The organism is Micromonospora sp. NPDC049114 (genome assembly GCF_040648635.1).
Classification (GTDB): domain Bacteria; phylum Actinomycetota; class Actinomycetes; order Mycobacteriales; family Micromonosporaceae; genus Micromonospora.
Genome location: NZ_JBEZEA010000006.1, coordinates 69760 through 88343, shown reverse-complemented (window position 1 = coordinate 88343; position 18584 = coordinate 69760). Strand labels below are relative to the sequence as shown.

General features: G+C 72.1%; 15 protein-coding genes and 1 tRNA gene. 7 read left to right on the top strand and 9 right to left on the bottom strand.

Going from position 1 to position 18584, the window contains the following annotated elements:
* Positions 1-107: 107 nt before the first annotated feature.
* From AB0B39_RS18960 to AB0B39_RS18940, 5 genes are all read right to left on the bottom strand, one after another.
* Positions 108-3710 (bottom strand): adenylate/guanylate cyclase domain-containing protein, encoded by a 3603-nt coding sequence (locus AB0B39_RS18960; protein WP_357498110.1) that lies wholly within the window; start codon positions 3708-3710, stop codon positions 108-110.
* Complete coding sequence (locus tag AB0B39_RS18955; RefSeq protein WP_357498108.1) at positions 3707-4537, bottom strand: MBL fold metallo-hydrolase; 831 nt, start codon at positions 4535-4537, stop codon at positions 3707-3709. The genes AB0B39_RS18960 and AB0B39_RS18955 overlap by 4 nt, the downstream gene beginning before the upstream one ends.
* A 129-nt stretch (positions 4538-4666) precedes the next feature.
* On the bottom strand, positions 4667-5128 hold the full coding sequence (locus tag AB0B39_RS18950) for a RidA family protein (RefSeq protein WP_007466196.1): 462 nt from the start codon (positions 5126-5128) through the stop codon (positions 4667-4669).
* 46 nt (positions 5129-5174) lie between these two features.
* Positions 5175-5330, bottom strand: a complete 156-nt coding sequence (locus AB0B39_RS18945) for a DUF4177 domain-containing protein (protein ID WP_007466198.1) — start codon at positions 5328-5330, stop codon at positions 5175-5177.
* Positions 5331-5373: 43 nt separating this feature from the next.
* Complete coding sequence (locus AB0B39_RS18940) at positions 5374-5859, bottom strand: hypothetical protein (protein WP_357498106.1); 486 nt, start codon at positions 5857-5859, stop codon at positions 5374-5376.
* A 730-nt stretch (positions 5860-6589) separates the two neighbouring features.
* Here AB0B39_RS18940 and AB0B39_RS18935 point away from each other — a divergent pair.
* From AB0B39_RS18935 to AB0B39_RS18925, 3 genes are read left to right on the top strand one after another with little or no spacing between them, the layout of a single operon-like run.
* On the top strand, positions 6590-7171 hold the full coding sequence (locus tag AB0B39_RS18935) for a hypothetical protein (protein WP_234583306.1): 582 nt from the start codon (positions 6590-6592) through the stop codon (positions 7169-7171).
* 26 nt (positions 7172-7197) lie between these two features.
* Entirely contained in the window at positions 7198-8175 is a 978-nt protein-coding gene (locus AB0B39_RS18930; protein ID WP_357498104.1) for an ArsA-related P-loop ATPase, read from the top strand.
* A 54-nt stretch (positions 8176-8229) separates the two neighbouring features.
* The gene (locus AB0B39_RS18925; RefSeq protein WP_234583272.1) at positions 8230-9381 is read left to right on the top strand and encodes an ArsA-related P-loop ATPase; all 1152 of its coding nucleotides are present in this window, start codon (positions 8230-8232) and stop codon (positions 9379-9381) included.
* Between the two features lie 6 nt (positions 9382-9387).
* On the opposite strand, the gene AB0B39_RS18920 is transcribed toward AB0B39_RS18925, so the two are convergent.
* Positions 9388-9708 (bottom strand): WhiB family transcriptional regulator, encoded by a 321-nt coding sequence (locus AB0B39_RS18920; protein ID WP_007466209.1) that lies wholly within the window; start codon positions 9706-9708, stop codon positions 9388-9390.
* 403 nt (positions 9709-10111) lie between these two features.
* Between AB0B39_RS18920 and AB0B39_RS18915 the strand changes: the two genes are divergently transcribed.
* Positions 10112-12541 (top strand): transglycosylase domain-containing protein, encoded by a 2430-nt coding sequence (locus AB0B39_RS18915; RefSeq protein WP_357498101.1) that lies wholly within the window; start codon positions 10112-10114, stop codon positions 12539-12541.
* An 81-nt stretch (positions 12542-12622) separates the two neighbouring features.
* Here the strand turns inward: AB0B39_RS18915 and AB0B39_RS18910 are convergent, their stop codons facing one another.
* Complete coding sequence (locus tag AB0B39_RS18910; RefSeq protein WP_234583270.1) at positions 12623-13078, bottom strand: GatB/YqeY domain-containing protein; 456 nt, start codon at positions 13076-13078, stop codon at positions 12623-12625.
* A gap of 25 nt (positions 13079-13103) precedes the next feature.
* Here AB0B39_RS18910 and AB0B39_RS18905 point away from each other — a divergent pair, with 25 nt between their 5' ends.
* Both AB0B39_RS18905 and AB0B39_RS18900 read left to right on the top strand, forming a co-directional pair.
* Positions 13104-13997, top strand: a complete 894-nt coding sequence (locus AB0B39_RS18905) for a metallophosphoesterase (protein WP_357498098.1) — start codon at positions 13104-13106, stop codon at positions 13995-13997.
* Between the two features lie 280 nt (positions 13998-14277).
* Positions 14278-14354, top strand: a tRNA-Pro gene (locus AB0B39_RS18900).
* An 82-nt stretch (positions 14355-14436) separates the two neighbouring features.
* On the opposite strand, the gene AB0B39_RS18895 is transcribed toward AB0B39_RS18900, so the two are convergent.
* On the bottom strand, positions 14437-14910 hold the full coding sequence (locus AB0B39_RS18895; RefSeq protein ID WP_357574941.1) for a hypothetical protein: 474 nt from the start codon (positions 14908-14910) through the stop codon (positions 14437-14439).
* A gap of 129 nt (positions 14911-15039) precedes the next feature.
* Here AB0B39_RS18895 and AB0B39_RS18890 point away from each other — a divergent pair, with 129 nt between their 5' ends.
* Complete coding sequence (locus AB0B39_RS18890; RefSeq protein WP_357574940.1) at positions 15040-16317, top strand: MFS transporter; 1278 nt, start codon at positions 15040-15042, stop codon at positions 16315-16317.
* 319 nt (positions 16318-16636) lie between these two features.
* On the opposite strand, the gene AB0B39_RS18885 is transcribed toward AB0B39_RS18890, so the two are convergent.
* A complete protein-coding gene (locus AB0B39_RS18885) occupies positions 16637-18343 on the bottom strand; it encodes a bifunctional metallophosphatase/5'-nucleotidase (protein WP_357574939.1) in 1707 nt (568 codons plus the stop codon).
* Positions 18344-18584: the final 241 nt, after the last annotated feature.

Sequence of the window (18584 nt, the reverse complement as noted above, 5' to 3'; positions counted from 1 at the left end):
CCGCGCGGTGATCATGAAGTTGTTGCCACCAATGCCGGCGCGTCGGCGCAACAACTTCATGATCAACCGCGGGAGGCCCGGGTAGGGGCCGGGTGGGTGGAGTGGGGTTAGGGGAGGGTCAGGCGGGCTTGTAGGGACTTTGCGGCTGCTCGTTCGCTGCGTTGTTCGGTGGCGTAGGCGAGGCGGACCGCCTCGTCGGCGCAGGACCGGGCTTCCGCCGAGTGGCCGCAGGCCGCCAGCGCCTCGGCGAGCACGCTCGCCGCGATCACCTGACTGCGTACGTCCTCGGCGGGCGCGGTGACCGCCCGTCTCGCCCAGTCCAGCGCCTGCTCCCGCTGACCGTGCGCGAGCAGCGCCGACGCGTACCGGGCCATGGTCTGGCGGCGGGAGAAGAGCAGCGAGGGCGCGTTGGCGGCGGCCGTCGCCACCGGGGCGAGCAGCCCGACCGCGGTCGCGGGGTCACCGGCGGCAAGCCGGGCGGTGGCCAGCAGCACCCGGGGCGCGACCTGCGCCGGCGCCTGCGGGTTGTGCGGTTCGACGGCCGTCAGCACCGCCCGGGCGGCCTGCTCGGCGGTCTCGTGGTCGCCCATGTCCAGCGCCACGAAGCCGCGCAGCGTGCCCGCCATTCCGGTGAGCAGCGGGTGCGAGGTCTGGTCGGCGTACACCAGGGCGTCGGTGAGCAGGTCGGCCGCGTGCTCCGGCTCGCCCAGTCCACGAGCGACGACGGCCCGGACGACGAGCGCGAACCCGCGACCCCAGTCGTCGGACGCGGCGGCGAACTCGCGGTACGCCCGGCGGGCCTCCCGGTCGGCCTCGGCCAGGTCGCCCAACTCGGCGGTGGCGAACGCGGCGACCGCGCGCAGCGTGCCCACCGCCCACGCCTCGCCGACCCGCTCGCCGAAGGGCAGGAAGACCTGCGCCATCCGGCACGCCTCCCGCAGCCGACCGGCGAGCAGCCGGGCGAACGCGGTGGTGCCCCGCAGCCAGGCCCGCCCGTACGGGTCCTTCAGCTCGGCGAAGAGCCGCGCGGCCCGGCCGAGGACGGCATCGGTGCCGGCGAAGTCACCCCGGGTCGTGGTCACCCAGGCCAGGTTCTGCAGCGACCAGGCCTGCCCACGCCGGTCCTGCGCGCCGAGGCTGACCTGGTACGCGGCGGCCAACCGGCTGCTCGCCTGGCTGAGCCGGCCGGCCACGAAGTCGCCCATGCCGAGCCGACGCATGGCGGACGCGCGCAGCGTGGGCAGCCCGCCGGCCGTGGCCACCTGCAACGCCTCCTGCCAGGCGGCCTCCGCCCGACCCTGGTCGCCGAGGGTCTGCTGGGCCTGCCCGGCGAGCAGCAGGGCGCTGGCACGGGTGGCTTCGTCCCCCGCGTTCGCGGCGATCTTCTCGGCGAAGGCGAGCGCGTCGGCGACCCGGCCGATCTGCAGCAGCGCACGGGCGTGCACCACCCGGTCGATCGCCGGTATCCCGTCGCGGGCCAGTTCGCTGGCGCGTTCGGCGTACTCGACGGCGAGCGCGGGCTCCCCGGCGGACAGCGACCGGCGGGCGGCCCGGCCGAGCGCGGCGATCCCGAGCGGGACCACGGCGCGGGCCGGCGCGTCCGGTCGCAGTTTCACCGCGTCGGCGAGCGTGGCGGCCCGCTGGACGTGCACGGCGACGAAGTCGTCGCGTGCCTCTTCGGTGAACCCGCCCACCGCGCCGGCCGTAGCCCCGTCGACGGGCGCCGCCCAGCGGGCCAGCGCGGCGTGCCGCTCGGCCAGTTCCGCCTTGCTCACCCCGGCGTACGCGGCCTCCCGCATGAGCGGGGTGGCGAACGCGTAGCCGGCTCGGGTGCGGTGCAGCATGCGGCGTTGCAGCAGCTCCTCGACGGCCCGGTCGAACTCCACGGCGACCACCGCCGAGGGCCTCCCGTCGCGGCCGGCCCGCTGCTCGCGCAGCGCCTCCAGCGCGCCGGTCGGCACTGTGTCACCGACCACCGCCGCGTCCCGCAGGACGGAACGGGCGTCCGGTGGCAGCGCGTCGATGCGGGCGGCGAGGACTGCCGCGAGGTCCCGGGAGAGCAGCCGGCTGCCCAGCGAACCGGGCACGAGGCGCCAGCCGGCCGGCGTGGCCGGGTCACCGTCACCGGACGCCTGCCGCTCCGCGGTCAGCGCGCCGCGTTCGATCAGCAGGGTGACCAGCTCCGCCAGGTAGAACGGGTTGCCCTGGGCGGTGGCGAGCAGCCGATCCGCGTCGGCCGGTGGCAGCTTCCCTCCGCCGAGGTAGCTGGTGAGCAGCCGGGCGGCGTCGGCGCCGCGCAGCGGCGGCAGGGAGTGCACCTCGGCGTCCGCGACGCGGGTCAGCGCGCCGGCGGTACGGACCAGCTCGGGGCGGCCGAGCAGCAGCACGAGCACCGGACCGGTGAGTCGGGAGAGCGCCAACCCGAGAGCGCGGATGGTCTCGGGGGTGGCGTCGTGCAGGTCGTCCACCACGATGACCAGGGGCGCCTCCGAGGCGAGCCCGCTGAGCAGGTCGGCGACCGCGTTCGGCACCGCCTCGGCATCGGCGGGCGAGGCGGTGGAGCTGCCCCACTCGCCGTTGTCGGCACCGCCGTGCGCGGGCAGTTCGGCGTAACCGAGCAGGGCGAGCAGCTGGTCGGTGGCGATCGGGGGCGACTCGCCGCCGGAGCGGGCGAGCCGCTGACCGAGCCGGCGCAGCCGCTCCTCCACAGCCGGCCGGGTCAGCGCGGTTGCCGCATCACTGGGCAGACCGACCGCGGCGCGGACCAGGTCTGCCAACGGCGCGAGCCTGCGTCGCTCACCGAAGGCGGCGCAACGCACCGAGAGCACCCGGGCGCCGGTGTGCGCGGCGTACCGGCCGGCGCCCACGTCGTACCCGGCGGCGAGACGCTCGACCTCGGCGGCGAACCGGGACTTGCCGATGCCCGCCTCGGCGGTCATCAGCAGCACCCGCGGGTCGCCTTGGTCGATCACCTCGGCGAGTCGGCCGGCGACCCGACCGATCTCGGTCTCCCGGCCCACGTAGGGCGCCTCGTCGCCGAGACCCGACCGGGTGCCCGGCGCGTCCAGCAGGCCCAGCAGCTCGTACGCCTCGACCGGCTCGCGCTTGCCCTTGAGCCGGAGCGGGCGCAGCGCCCGCCAGGAGGCGACGTGCCGGGTCGCTGCGGCGGTCCGCCCGCCGGCGTAGACCGCGCCGACAGCGGCGGCGTCGGCCAACCGGGCGGCGGTGTTCACCGTGTCGCCGATGACCGTGTATTCGATGGCCGCCTGGATGCCGGCGATGACGTCGCCGGTGTTCAGGCCGACCCGCAGGCCGAGCGGTGCGCCGCCGCCGCGCTCGTCGTCGAGCACCCGGCGGACGGCCCGCTGCATGGACAGGGCGGCCCGCATGGCCCGCTCGGCGTCGTCCTCGTGCGCCACCGGCGCCCCGAAGACCGCCATGATCCCGTCGCCGGTCAGCTTGTCGACGTGCCCGCCGAACGTCTTCACCGCCCCCGCGAGGGAGGCGAGCACCCGGTCGGTGACCGCGCCGACCCGTTCCGGGTCGAGGTCCTCCGACCAGGACGTGAATTCCGAGAGGTCACCGAAGAGCACGGTGACGACCCGACGCTCGGCCGCCGGCAACGTGGCGGCGGCCGGCAGCGCGGCACCGCAGTTGTGGCAGAACCGTGCGCCGGGGACAGCGACAGTTCCGCACACCGGGCAGGTCACATGTGCTCCAACCCACTGACCCCAGGCGCAGATTCCCCGGTGTCGACGCCCAGATACTCCAACTGGGCACGGACCGACCATTCCGCAGCCCACCAGAGCGAGCGGTCCACGTCGGCGTAGACCGCCGCGACCACGTCCGCGGGTGTCCGCGCGCCGGCGGCGACCGCCGCGCGGACCTGGTCGAGCCGGGCCCGGCGGTGGGCAAGATAGAAGGTGGCTGCGGCGGCGCAGTCGGCCAGCGCCGGGCCGTGCCCGGGCAGCGCCGGGATTCCGGCGTACGCGGACAGCAGCTCCAGGCTGCTCAGGTAGTCGCCGAGGTGCCCGTCGGGATGGGCCACCACCGTGGTGCCGCGGCCGAGGATAGTGTCACCGGTGAGCACCGCGCGTTCGTCGCCGTGCTCGACCAGGAAGCAGACCGAGTCGGCGGTGTGCCCCGGGGTGGCCAGCAGCCGGATGCCCAGGCCGAAGCCGCCCAGGTGCGCGTCGGTCAGGGGCGTGCCGCCGATGGCGTGCGCCGGGTCGACGGCGAGGACGTGCACCCCGCCGAGCAGTTTGCTGAGCCGGGCGGCGCCCTCGGTGTGGTCGGGGTGGCCGTGCGTGATCAGGATCAGCCCGATCGGGCCGTGTGCGGCGATCGCCGCCAGGTGTCCCTCGTCGGCCGGCCCGGGGTCGACGACCACCGCCGGGTCACCCGGTGCCGCGCGCAGCAGCCAGGTGTTGGTGCCGTCGAGGGTCATCGGGCCGGGGTTCGGCGCGCGCAGCAGTGTCACCCAGCTCGGCAGCCTGTCGGCCAGCGCCGCAGTCGCCCCCGTCACGTGCCCGCTCATGGCTGCGATCGTACGACCCTGCCCGCCACGTCCCGCGATCATGCACGTCCGGCCCCTGATTCGTCCCTGTTCAGGGCTTTCCTCCGGGCCAGCGGCGCATGATCGCGGGACGGTGGCGGTGCGGTCAGGTCAGGCGACCTCGACGATCAGTTCGATCTCCACCGGGGCGTCCAGGGGCAGCTCGGCCACCCCGACGGCGCTGCGGGCGTGGCGACCGGCCTCGCCGAAGACGGTGCCGAACAGGTCGGAGGCGCCGTTGATCACGGCGGGCTGACCGATGAAGCCGGGGGCCGACGCCACGAACCCGGTCAGCTTGACCACCTTGACCACGTTCTCCAGGCCGACCAACGAGTCGACAGCGGCCAGCGCGTTGAGCGCGCACCGCTGGGCCAGGTCCTTCGCCTGCTCGGCGGAGATGCCGGCGCCGACCTTGCCGGTCGCCAGCAGCTTGCCCTCGGCGATCGGCAGCTGGCCGGAGACGTACACGTGCTGCCCGGACTGCACTGCCGGCACGTAGCTGGCCACCGGCGGCACCACGTCGGGCAGTTCGAGGCCCAGCTCGGCGAGCTTCGCGTGGGGACCGTTGCTCATCGCGTCACCCCGTGGCCCGCGACCGCGGTGCCGCGCCGCGCCGCGCTCACGCCTTGGGCCGCTTCAGGTACGCCACCAGCTGGTCGGGGTTGGGGCCGGGGACCACGGCGACGAGTTCCCACCCGTCCTCACCCCAGTTGTCGAGGATCTGCTTGGTCGCGTGGACCAGCAGAGGGACCGTGGAGTATTCCCACTTCTGCATCGCTGGAGGGCTCCCTCGTGGTGCGGACTTCGTCGGGCACAGCCTACGGTCCGCTGGCCGGACGAGGCGCGGGACGCTGCTCCGGCGCGGTCGGCAGCTCTCCACAGGGGCCCTCGTGCTCGTACCCCTGGGGGCAGCGCGACCGGTCGGGCAGCAGCAGGTCGCAGAAAACCCGGTGGCGGTTGTTCTGGTCGTCGGCGTTGGACACGGTGGTCTCGCCGGCGTCCAGCTCCGGCAGGAAGCCCAGCGACTCCGCGACGCGACCGGCCAGCACGGTCGCCGAGGCCAGGTCGGGCACCCGGATCGGCAGGTGGATGACGAACCCGGGCTCGTCGTCGTCCCGCAGCCGCTCGACGGGCTGGCTCGACATCCGGATCACTTCCGGGGGCTCCGGAACCCGACGGTACGACCGCTCGTTGATGGGCAGGCTGCCCAACGGCCCGCCGGCCACCTCGCCCACGGATGCGGGCCGGCGTTGCCGTTCGTTCGTCGGGAATTGGGTGCGAGGGATGTTGTCCGCGTCGCGCATGAACTGCCTCCGGTCGTACCTCTCGGACCACGCTTCCGGCCCGGACCATTCATCCGTTCCGGCCCCCCCGCCCGGACGAAGGTAGGTCTCCGGCGGCGGTCCCGCCAACAGGACGCGCACGATCAGTCACCGAGAGTCACATATGTGACAGATGTCGGGCAGGAATCCCGACTGCGAGTGATCTCACCGTCTGCGTGATGCACGCCATGCCCACACACCGCGCGATAGGGGCGACACCGAACCGTCGGCTGGCCGCTACCCTTCCGGTCGGACGGTCGCACAGCGCCCGGCCGCCCGCTCGATCTCGCTCGGCGCCAGGGGTGGCGGCCGGGCGCCGCACCCCCGGGGGAACGAGATGACCCAACCGCCCAGCGGCGACCAGGCCGGCCCGCGCGCTCTTCCGTCGGCGACCCCGGATTCCGCCGGTCAACCCGAGAAGACGGCAATCCCCGCACAGCCCGACCCGACGGCTTCCGGCCAGCCGGATCCGACGTCCGCCGGCCAGCCGATCCCCGGGCAACCCGACCCGCGCACCCCCGTGGGCGAGCCCGAAGCGGCGACAGTCACTTCACCCGGCCCGGTCGCCCAGCCCGCACTTCCCGCCCCGGCCGCCCCTTCCGGCTCGGCGGTCCCGTCCGGCCCGTCCGCCCAGCCAGGCCAGCTCGCCCTTCCGGGGCAGCCCGCTCTGCCCGGGCAGCCCGCGCCGGGGGGATTCCCCGCGCAGCCGGGCGTGCCGACCCAGCCCGGCCCGCCCGCTGGCCTTCCGCAGACCGATGTTCCGACCGGCACGCCGCAGTCTCCCGGCGCCCCGGGCGCGTTCCCGCCGCCCCCGCCCGGCTACCCGCCGTACCAGGGCACTGCCGAGCCGAAGAAGAAGCGCGGTCTGCTGATCGCGGCAATCGCGCTGGTCGTGATCATGGTGCTCTGCGTGGGCGGCGGCGTCGTGGCGTTCCTGACCCTGCGCAACGCCGAGTCCGGCGAGGGCGCGAAGGAGCCGGCGGTCGCCGTCGACGAGTTCCTCACGGCCGTGTACAAGGACCGGGACGCGACCAAGGCCGCCAAGCACGTCTGCGCTGCCTCCCGGGACGACAAGAAGATCGCGGCGAAGGTGGCCGAGGTGCAGAAGTACGCGTCCGAGTACCAGAACCCCCGGTTCAAGTGGGCCACCCCGAAGGTCGACAACCAGACCGGCGACCGGGCCACCGTCTCCACCCGCATCACCATGACCACCGCCGACGAGAAGGTGGCCGACCAGGACCTGCGCTTCACTGTGGTGCAGAAGACGGGTTGGTGGGTCTGCGAGGTCGCCTGACCGGCGAGCCTGGATAGGCTCGACGGGTGCGTGCAGCTGAGCGGCCGTCCGACCCGGCCGGTACCGGATGGTCGGCCCGCCTCCACGTGGTGACCGGCAAGGGCGGCACCGGCAAGACCAGCGTGGCCGCGGCGCTGGCCCTGGCGCTGGCCGCCGGTGGCCGGCGCACCCTGCTGGTGGAGGTGGAGGGCCGGCAGGGCATCGCCCAGCTCTTCGGCATCGACCCGCTGCCGTACGAGGAGCGTCGCCTCGCCGACGCACCGGACGGCGGTGAGGTGCGCGCGCTCGCGGTGGACGCCGAGGAGGCGTTGCTCGAATACCTGGACATGTTCTACAAGCTGGGCGCCGCGGGCCGGGCCCTGCGCAAGCTCGGCGCCATCGACTTCGCCACGACCATCGCCCCGGGCCTGCGTGACGTGCTGCTCACCGGCAAGGTGAAGGAGGCCACCACCCGCACCACGGGGCAGCGACGCGCGTACGACGCGGTAGTGCTGGATGCGCCGCCCACCGGTCGGATCGGCCGCTTCCTCAACGTCACTGCGGAGACGGCGCGGCTCGCCAAGGTCGGCCCGATCAAGACCCAGAGCGAGGGGGTGTCCGCGCTGCTGCGCTCCCCGATGACCGCCGTCCACGTGGTCACGCTGCTGGAGGAGATGCCGGTGCAGGAGACGGTGGACGCCATCGCCGACCTGACCGCGCTCGGCTTCGGCATCGGGAAGGTGATCGTCAACGGCGCCCGGCCTCCACTGCCGGCCGGCCCGGCGGTCACCGCCGCGGAACTCCGGCGCGGTCTGGTCGCCGCCGGGCTGCCTGCCGATCAGGACATCGTGGCCGGGTTGCACGACGAGGCGCGAGACCAGCTCATCCGGCGCGAACTGGAGGATTCGCTCCGCGCCGACCTGGTGGAGTTGGGGCTGCCGATGATCGAGCTGCCATTGCTGCCCGACGGGGTGGACCGGGCGGGCCTCACGGCACTGGCCCGTGCCCTCGTCAGCGCCGATTGACTCACACCTGAGCTCAGCACGGGCGCATGGACCGACGCGGCCCGATACGCTCGATTGGTGCCTTCCGAAGACGCGGCGCCGCAGCTGGACGTCGACCAGATCCTCGCCGACCCGGGCGTGCGGATCGTCGTGTGCTGCGGTGCCGGCGGGGTGGGTAAGACGACCACGGCCGCGGCGCTGGCGCTGCGGGCCGCCGAACACCACGGCCGGCGCACGGTGGTGCTCACCATCGACCCGGCCCGCCGGCTGGCCCAGTCACTGGGCCTGACCGAGCTGGACAACACACCCCGCCAGGTCAAGGGCATCGACGTCGAGGCCAGCGGCGGTGAGCTGCACGCCATGATGCTGGACATGAAGCGCACCTTCGACGACGTGGTGCTCCAGCACACCGACCCGGCGAAGGCCGCGGAGATCTTCGCGAACCCGTTCTACCAGGCGATGAGTTCGACGTTCGCCGGCACGCAGGAATACATGGCGATGGAGAAGCTGGGCCAGCTGCACGCCCGGGGCGAGTGGGACCTCATCGTGGTGGACACGCCGCCGTCCCGCTCCGCGCTGGACTTCCTGGACGCGCCGGCCCGGCTGTCCCGCTTCCTCGACGGCCGGATGCTGCGCCTGCTGCTGGCACCGGCGCGCAGCGGCGGACGGAGCATGTTCAACCTGGTCACGGCCTCGTTCGGGATGTTCTCGAAGGTGGTGCAGAAGGTGCTCGGCGCGCAGCTGCTCACCGACCTGTCCGGCTTCGTGGCCGCGCTCGACTCGATGTTCGGGGGTTTCCGGCAACGGGCGGAGCAGACGTACCGCATCCTGCAGGCGCGGGAGACGGCCTTCGTGCTGGTCGCGGCGCCGGAGCCGGACGCGGTCCGGGAGGCCGCCTATTTCGCGGGCCGGCTGCGGGAGGAGAAGATGCCCCTGGCCGGCCTGGTGCTCAACCGCGTGCACCGACCGGCGGTCCCGGAGCTGGACGCCGAGCAGAGTCGGGCCGCCGCGGAGCGGCTGGCCGAGCTGGGTGGGCACGAGGCCACCGCCGACGTGCTGCGGGCGCACGCCGCGCTGGCCCGTCAGGCGGTACGCGAGCAGCAGGTCGCCGCGCGGTTCACCGAGGCGTTCCCGGCGGTGCCGGCGGTGTCGGTGACGGCGCAGCCCGCCGACGTGCACGACGTCGACGGGCTGCGGACGATCGGCGCGGCGATCAGCCGGTCGTGACCGGCGTCAGGTGGCCGCGCTGACGAGGATCTTGTCCTTGCCAGCCTTGTCCTTGCTGTTCTTCTTCATCGCTGCCTCGAACATCTTGCGCCAGCTCGTCACCTGGGGGTGACGACGCAGCAACGCCCGGCGTTCGCGTTCGGTCATACCGCCCCACACACCGAACTCGATCCGGTTGTCCAGCGCGTCGGCCAGGCACTCGTACCGAACTGGGCAGCTCCGGCAGATCCGCTTCGCCACGTTCTGTTCGGCGCCCTGTACGAACAACGCGTCCGGGTCCCCGTTCTGACACGCCGCCAGCGACGGCCAGTCAGTGATCATGCCCATGTGTACACGTCCCCCCTTGCAGTACCTACCGACCTCGTTGCACGGCAGCCGGCAATTTCCCCCCGGTCGCCCGGCCGCCTTCCCCAAGGCGGTGCGGACGACATGTGGCGCTGTCGCCGCCATCATCATGCTCTGTAGTCGACTGATTACGCAACGTTGTCGGCGAAATCCATCATTCCGGACACTCCCGGCTTCCCGGGCTCTCGACCGCCGGTTACCCCGCCGAGGTCGGCGAAAACGCTGCGGAGCCTCCGCCAAACGGTGGAGACTCGCGCCAGGTCACACGCAACCTCGTACGGGGGGTCATGCGTTTAGCACAACGAGGGCAGCGCACGCAGGAAATGGGGAAAGACGCCCAGGCGGCCCTCGTTCCCTACTCGCGTACCATGCCGAGGTGACCTGGATGCGGAAACGTGACCACAATGTGCTGACCAACGCCGCATCGCTGCTCATATGTGGCCTGTTGGCTGGCGTGGTGGTCGCTGCGGCGGCCTTCCCCGCGGTGGCGATGTCCGGCTTGGCCGCCAAGGCCGGGGCAGAGACATTCGGCAACCTGCCGACAGAGCTGACGGTGGCCCGCGCGCCACAGATCAGCTATCTGCTGGCGTCGGACGGCAAGACGCCGCTCGCGACGATGTACGACGAGAACCGTCGCGACGTGAAGCTCGCCGACATCTCGCCGTACATGATCAAGGCCATCATCGCGGCCGAGGATCACGACTTCTACAAGCACAACGGCGTCGACATCAACGGTGTCGCCCGCGCGTTCGTCAACAACCAGAGCGAGGGCTCCGGGCGCCAGGGCGCCTCGACGCTGACCATGCAGTACGTCCGGCTGGCCATCGCCTACTCGGCCACCCACCCGGCCGACGTGGTCGCCGCGACCGAGGACACCAGCGCCCGCAAGCTCCGCGAGATGCGGCTGGCCCTGCAGGTCGACAAGGAGTTCTCCAAGGACGAGATCCTGACCCGCTACCTCAACCTCGCCTCGTTCGGCAACGGCGCGTACGGCATCTACGCCGCCAGCCAGGTCTACTTCGGCAAGCCGCCGAGCAAGCTGAAGATCGAGGAAGCCGCGCTGCTGGCCGGCATGGTGAAGGCCCCGACGACGAACGACCCGACCACCAAGAGCGGCTACCCGCTGGCGCTGGACCGTCGTAACTACGTCATCCAGAACATGGTCGACACCAAGGCCATCACCCAGCAGGAGGCCGACGCCGCCAAGGCGGTCAAGCTGAAGGTGCAGGACAAGCGCACCCCGAACGGCTGCGTCGCCACCAACGTCAACAGCTGGGGCTTCTTCTGCGACTACTTCTACCGCTGGTGGATGCAGCAGGAGACGTTCGGTTCGACCTCGTACGACCGTGAGCGGCGACTGAAGAGTGGCGGCTACACCGTCGTGACCTCGATCGACGTCCAGGCACAGAAGGGCGCCGACGCGGCGGTCCGCCGGGCCAAGAAGGAGACCAGCAAGGAAGCCGCCATGGTCGCCGTGGTGGAGCCGGGCACCGGCCGGGTGCGGGCGCTCGCGGTCAACCGGCAGTTCAAGTTGGACGATCCGAAGAGCCCGAAGAACAAGATCTCCAGCGACCCGGCGAAGAGCAAGCGCGGCATCAAGGGCAACTACCCGGCGACGGTCAACCCGCTGCTCACCGGCGGCGACGGCATCGCCGGCTACCAGGCCGGCTCGACGTTCAAGATCTTCACGATCGTCGCCGCCCTGGAGAAGGGCATCCCCCTCAGTTATTCGTTCAACGCGCCGCAGCAGTTCAAGTCGGAATACATCATCGACAGCAACAGCCCTGCCGCCTGCTCCGGCACCCACTTCTACTGCCCGACCAACTCGGGCAAGAAGGCCGGCGGCGTGCAGAACATGTGGAGCGCCTTCGCCCAGTCGATCAACACCTACTTCGTGCCGCTTCAGCAGCAGGTCGGCGCGGAGAACGTGGTCGACGTCGCCAAGCGGGCCGGCATCCAGTTCCGGGCCAGCAACGACGCCAAGTTCGCCGCCACCAAGGACTCGGCCCACCAGTGGGGCGCCTTCACCCTCGGCGTCTCCTCCACCACTCCGCTGGACCTGGCCAACGCGTACGCGACGCTCGCGGCGGACGGCAAGTACTGCGAGCCGATCCCGGTGCAGGAGATCCGCGACCCCGAGGGCAAGAAGCTGGACATCGCCAACCCGCGCTGCGAGAAGCGGTTCAGCACCGACGTGGCCCGCGCCGCCGTGGACGCCGCCCGCTGCCCGGTCGGCGACAACTCCAAGACCAGCAAGTGCGGCAGCAGCCGTACGGCCGGCGTCGTGAAGGGCATCGTCGACGCGCCGGTGGCCGGCAAGTCCGGCACCACCGACTCCGAGAAGACCGCCGCCCTGGTCGCGATGACCAAGCAGTACGCGGTGGCCGGCATCATGGCCGACCCGGACTGGCCGCAGACAAACGTCAAGATGAAGCACGCCGAGAAGGACGGCATCAACCCGCCGGTGTACGAGACGCTGCGAGACGCCATGAAGGGCAAGCCGCGGATCAACTTCGAGCCACCCGGCCAGAAGATCTCCGAGGGTGACCAGCGCAGCATCCCGGACGTGAAGTGCCAGCCGGTGGAGACCGCCAAGTCCCGGATCAAGGGCGCGGGCTTCGAGCCGATCGTCTCCCAGACGAAGGTGACCTCCCCCTGCCCGGCGGGCACCGCCGCCGGTACCAACCCGGACGGGCGCACCATCAAGGGCGGCCCCGTCACCATCGAGATCAGCACCGGCGGCGGCGCCGCCGGCACGCCGCCGGCCAAGAAGCCGGGGCAGCCCGGCAACCCGCCAGGCCGCCCGGGCGGCTGATCAGCAGCAGTACGCACGAACGGGCGGGCACCCTCTGTGGGGGTGACCGCCCGTTCGCATGTCCGGACTGGGCGCTGGGGATCAGAGCCCGAGCTGTCGGCGTACCTCGGCGGCGACCCGACCACCCTCGGCCTGGCCGGCCACCGCGGCCTGGGCCGCCTTCATGGCCGGGCCCATCTGGGCCTTGCCGGTGAAGCCGCCCGCGGCGAGCGCCCCCGCGACCAGCTCGGTCAGCTCGGCGTCCGAGAGCTGCTTGGGCAGGTAGCGGTCCAGCACCTCACCCTCGGCGGTCTCCTTCGCGGCCTGCTCGGCGCGGCCCGCGTCGGCGAAGGCGGTGGCCGCCTCCCGACGTTTCTTGGCCTCCTTGGTCAGCACCGCGAGCACCTCGTCATCGGTGAGCTCGCGCTTGGCCTTGCCGGCGACCTCGGCATTGCCCACGGCGGCCAGGGCCATCCGCAGCGTGGAGGTGGTCAGCTCGTCGCGCGCCTTGAGCGCGGAACGCATGTCGGCGGTGAGGCGGTCCTTCAGCGTGCTCATGGACGGTCAAACTACCCTGAACGCCATGCGAAAGCGCACACTATTCCGCCTCGCCGCCGGAACCGCAGCGGTCGGCGCGACCACACTCGCGTACGCGTCGCTCGTCGAGCGCAACATGTTCACCCTCCGGCGGTACGACGTGCCGACGCTGCCGGCCGACGCGGAGCCGCTGCGCGTGCTGCACCTGTCGGACCTGCACATGATGCCCGACCAGGCGCGCAAGCAGCGCTGGGTGGCGTCGCTGGCCGCCCTCGACCCGGACCTGGTCGTGGTCACCGGCGACAACATGGCGCACCCGGGCGCGGTGCCGGGCGTGCTGCGGGCGCTGCAACCGCTGCTCGACTACCCGGGCGCGTTCGTGTTCGGCTCCAACGACTACACCGGGCCGGTGCTGAAGAACCCGTTCACCTACTTCCTGCCTGACCGGGAGTACACCGAGGGCGTCGACCTGCCCTACGAGGAACTGCGCCAGGTGTTCACCGGCGCCGGCTGGGCCGACCTCAACAACGCCCGGACCACCCTCAAGGCCGGCGGCCGGGAAGTGGACCTCGTGGGCGTCGACGACCCGCACATCGACCGGGACGACTACCCTGTCGTCTCCGGCCGCGTCTCGTCCTCTGCCGATCTGTCCATCGCCGTGACACACTCCCCCGAGCCACGGGTGCTCGACCAGATGGCCGCCGACGGCTTCGGCCTGCTGCTGGCCGGGCACACCCACGGCGGCCAGGTCTGCGTCCCGGGGTACGGGGCGCTGGTGACCAACTGCGGCCTGCCCCGCTCGATGGCACGTGGCCTGCACCGGTGGCCGGGATCGGACTCCTGGCTGCACGTCTCCGCCGGCCTCGGCACCCACCCGACCGCACCGATCCGCTTCGCCTGCCCCCCGGAGGCCAGCATCCTGACCCTCATCCCCCGCTGACCTGTCCCGCCGCGCCTCCCCGACCGCCCCCGACCACCCGCCCCGCCGTCGCCCCGCCCTCGTCCCCGCCGTCGCCCCGCCCTCGTCCCCGCCGTCGCCTCGCCGCGCCCCAAGATCCGCGCAGTATCGGGGATGTTGCTGCCTCGCCGTGCCGGGAGGCAGCAACATCGGGGAAGTTGCGCGGATCTTGGCGGCTGCGGGCGTGATTCGGCCGGGTCGGGCGGCGGGGGTACCGAGTTTGACCATCGGAGCGGGTGGGCTACTATTTGTCGGCACGCCTCGGGGTGTGGCGCAGCTTGGTAGCGCGCTTCGTTCGGGACGAAGAGGTCGTCGGTTCGAATCCGGCCACCCCGACCAGAGGTAAGAGGGCACATCCGATCGATGGATGTGCCCTCTTGTGTCTGTCGGCGACGGTCACCGCCCACGGCAACCCCTGCCGTCAGTCCTGCCGTTCGGTGCGCTCGATCTCGGTGAACGCGGCGGCCAGATAGTCGTCCAACGGCACGCCCGTCACCGCCAACAGGTCGGCCACGAGCAGCGGGGCGTGCCGGGCCAGGGCGGCCGCGTCCGGCCGCGACTCGTCGCCCTCGGGGTCGTACACACCGAGCGCTCCGGCGAGCAGGACGAGCACCACGTGCGGGTCCACATCGCGACGCCACCGCATCGCGCCCTGCACGCAGCGGGTCAGCACCTGACGGATGTCGTCGCCGGCCAGCCCCTCCGGGTGGCACTCCTCCAGCAGGAGCCGCACCACAGTTCCGAGCACCAGACCGGACCGCTCGTCGGCCGCGAGATCAACGACCGCCTCGTCGTACGCCTGATCGTCGCGGGCCTGGGCTGCGGCGACGGCCGCCGTGGCGGTCACCGCGATGGCGCGGGCGGTAGCGGGCAGGTGGCGCCAGGTGCCGGTCATCGGGCCAGCATCGCAGACCCGGCGGACACCGACGATCGCCGTGGGGTTGGTCACGCGGCGGCCCGGGAACAGCGTCGCCGCTGCAAAACGCTTCGCGGGGCGTCACACCCACCGAACAGAATGCCGGACATGCTGCGTCGATCCCTGCCCCGCCGTCCGGAAGCCCGCCGGATCCTCCTCGGCACCCTGCTGTCGGCGATCGGGCGGGGTCTGACCCTGCCGTTCCTGTTCATCTACCTCACCGACGTACGCGGGCTCACCGACACCCGCGCCGGCCTGGTGATCGGCTGGTACGGCGTCGTCACGCTGGCGTTGTCGCCGCTGGGCGGGACGCTCATCGACCGGTTCGGCGCGCGCCGGGTGGTGGTGCCGTGTCTCGTGATCGAGGCGATCGGCACCGGTTCGCTGGCGCTGGTCCACTCGACCGGCTCGGCCCTGCTCGTGATGACCGTGATCGCCGTCGGCAGCTCGGCGATCTGGTCCGGGCAGAACACCATCCTCGCCTCGCTCACCGACGACGGTGAGCGGCAACGGGTCTTCGGGCTGAACTTCGCGCTGCTCAACCTCGGCATCGGTATCGGCGGCATGACGTCCGGCGCGATCGTCGACACGGCGCGACCCGCCACCTTCCAGACGATCTACCTGCTGGATTCGGTCAGCTACCTGATGCCGGCTCTGATCCTGTTGACCCTGCCCGGCGTCGGCCACCGACTCGGCCACCGCTCCGCCGGCGACGGACCGTCGAGCGGCGGCTACCTGACAGTGCTCCGGGATCGTCCGTTCCGCCGGCTGGTGATCTTCGGTCTGGTCCTCACCACCTGCGGGTACGCCCAGGTCGAGGTCGGCTTCGCCGCGTTCGCGGTACGCGTCGCCGAGGTGAACCCCCGGGTGGTGGCCTGGGCGCTCGCGGCCAACACGGTGATGATCGTGCTCGCCCAACTGCTGGTGATCCGCCGGATCGAGGGGCGTAGCCGCACCGGCGCGCTCGCCGTGGTCGGGGCGGTATTCGCCGCCGCCTGGCTGGTCCTCGGTGTCGCCGGTGTGGTCAGCACCGGCAACGCCCTGGTGGCCGCCCTGTGCGTGGTGGCCTGCTCGGCGATCTTCGGCCTCGGCGAGACGCTGCTGTCGCCGGTGATGCCGGCGCTGACCAACGCGCTCGCCACCGACGAGCTGCGCGGCAGGTACAACGCCATGAGTTCGATGATCTTCGGGATCAGCGGTGTGATCGGTCCGGTGACCGCCGGCCCGCTCATCGGCGCGGCCAACGGCATGGTCTGGGTCGCGGTGGTGGTGGGCGGTTGCCTGGTCGCCTCGCTCATCGCGCTCTCCCTGCGCCGACTCCTCACCACCGATCAGGACGGCCGCCCGACGATCACCGCGCCCGCCCCGGCACCCGCCCCCGTCTGACCCGACGCGGTAGCCGCGTTCGGATGCGCGGGCAGCCCGGACCGCGGGCAGGGCGGCGTCGCGCGCGTCCGCAAGATCATGCTCGAACCTGGATGTAGTGGCATCCCTGCGCCCGAAGGCCACTACAACCAGGATCGAGCGCGATCTTGCGGAGGCGGACCGCCGGCGCTGCCCGGGCCGGGCAGGCCGCCAGGCGCGGCCAACGCGCAGCGCGCGGGCAACACGCGGGACGGCAGCAGGGCGTCGCGGCGCCGGTGCCCGGGGACGGGTCGGGCCCCGGAGCGGGTGCTCCGGGGCCCGATCGTTGCGGGGTACGCCGTCAGGCGGCGGGGACCTCGGCAGTGGTGCGGATGCGGTCGAGCGTCGGTGCGGAGACCGGCGACTGCGCGGTCAGGTACGCCACGAACGCGTCGAGGTCGATCTGGCCGGTGACCAGGTTGGTCCCGGCGGTGAGGGCGCTGAAGCCGTCGCCGCCGCCGGCCAGGAAGTTGTTCACCGTCACCCGGTAGGTGGCGGCGGTGTCGACGGCGGTGCCGCCGATGGTGAGGCTGCCCCGGACCACGCGGGTGCCGGCGCACGGGTCGGCGGCGGTGCCGGTGGTGCCAGCCGGGTCGACCACGTAGCCGACGGTCGACGACGGGTACAGCACCCGACCGGTGACGAACTGCTGCTCCAGTACGCAGTAGAGCTGCGCGCCGGTCAGGTCCAGCGTCACGAGGTTGTTGGCGAACGGCTGCACCGTGAACGCCTCCTCGTAGGTGACCGGGCCGGCGTTGAGGTCGGCCCGGACCCCACCCGGGTTCATGAAGGCGGCGACCGCGTTCTGCTCGTCGTCGGTGGCGGCGAGCTGCGCGTCGGCGATCAGGTTGCCCAGTGGCGACTCGCCCACTGTCGTACCGAAGAGGGTTTCCTGGGTCTTGGTGATCGCGGTGGTGGTCTCGCCGACCTGGCGGTCGGCGACCGGGCCGAGCACCGTCTTGTACCTGTCGATCAACGCGGTCTGCTTCGGGTCCTTGGCGACGTCCCGGGTGACCACCACGTTGTTCGCGGCGGCCGAGAGCACGTCCCCGGACCGGCGGTCGATCTTCAGGTCGATGTCGGTGACCAGGCGGCCGAACGAGCTGGCGCTGGTGACCAGCTTGCCGTTGATGTTGCAGTTGTACGCCTGGTGGGTGTGGCCGCTGACGACCACGTCGATCGAAGGGTCCATCCGGTTGGCGATGTCCACGATGGGCCCGGTCATGCCGACGCAGTCGTTGATGCCACCGGTCGCCGCCTGGGCACCACCCTCGTGCAGCAGCACGACGATCGTCTCCACGCCCTTGCGGCGCAGCTCACGGGCGTACCGGTTGGCGGTCTCCGCCTCGTCGGCGAAGGTGAGGCCCGCGACGCCCTGCTGGCTGACGATCTGCGGGGTGCCCTCCAGGGTCATCCCGATGAAGCCGACCTTGACGCCCTGCACCTTGTGGATCGCGTACGGCGCCATCAGCGGCTTGCCGGTGGCGGTCTTGAAGGCGTTGGCGGACAGGTACTGGAAGCCGGCGCCCCGGTACGGGGTGCCGTCGGCGCAGCCGTCCACCGGGTGGCAGCCGCCGTTCTGGATCCGCAGCAGCTCGGCGGCGCCCTCGTCGAACTCGTGGTTGCCGACGCTGGCGTAGTCCAGCCCGGCCATGCTCAGCGCCTCGATTGTCGGCTCGTCGTGGAACGCCGCGGAGAGCAGGGGGGACGCGCCGATCAGGTCACCGGCGGCGACGGTGATGGTGTTCTGCTTCTTGGCGGCGGCGCGCAGCTCGGCCAGGTGGGTCGCGAGATATTCGACGCCTCCGGCGGTCTGCCCGGCGATGGTGCCGCTGGACCCGCTCGGCGGTTCGAGGTTGCCGTGGAAGTCGTTGAGGGCCAGCAGGGTGACGTCGACCGGCTTCGGTCGCGCGTCGGCCTGCTCGGGAGTGGTGGCGACCGCGCCGAGCGCTGCCACCGCGAGCGCGGTCAGGCCGACAGCGGCCCGACGCATCCCGGGTATGGACATGGAACTCCTCGTGAGAATCGGCGCGTGCGGTGGCCGGCCTGTGGGTCGACCGGGCCGCCGACCGACGCCGTCGGAAGGGTCGGTCGCGGATGGCGGCGGTTGGGAATTGCCGCCCGCACCGAAAGCCTCTCATCCGGAGGCCGGTCGGTCGAGCCGGGCAGCGGATCGAAGCCGTTCCGCGGACAGCGCGTCAGAGCTGCGGATACGCCAGCATCGGCGCGGGGGTCGACATGGCCCGTGG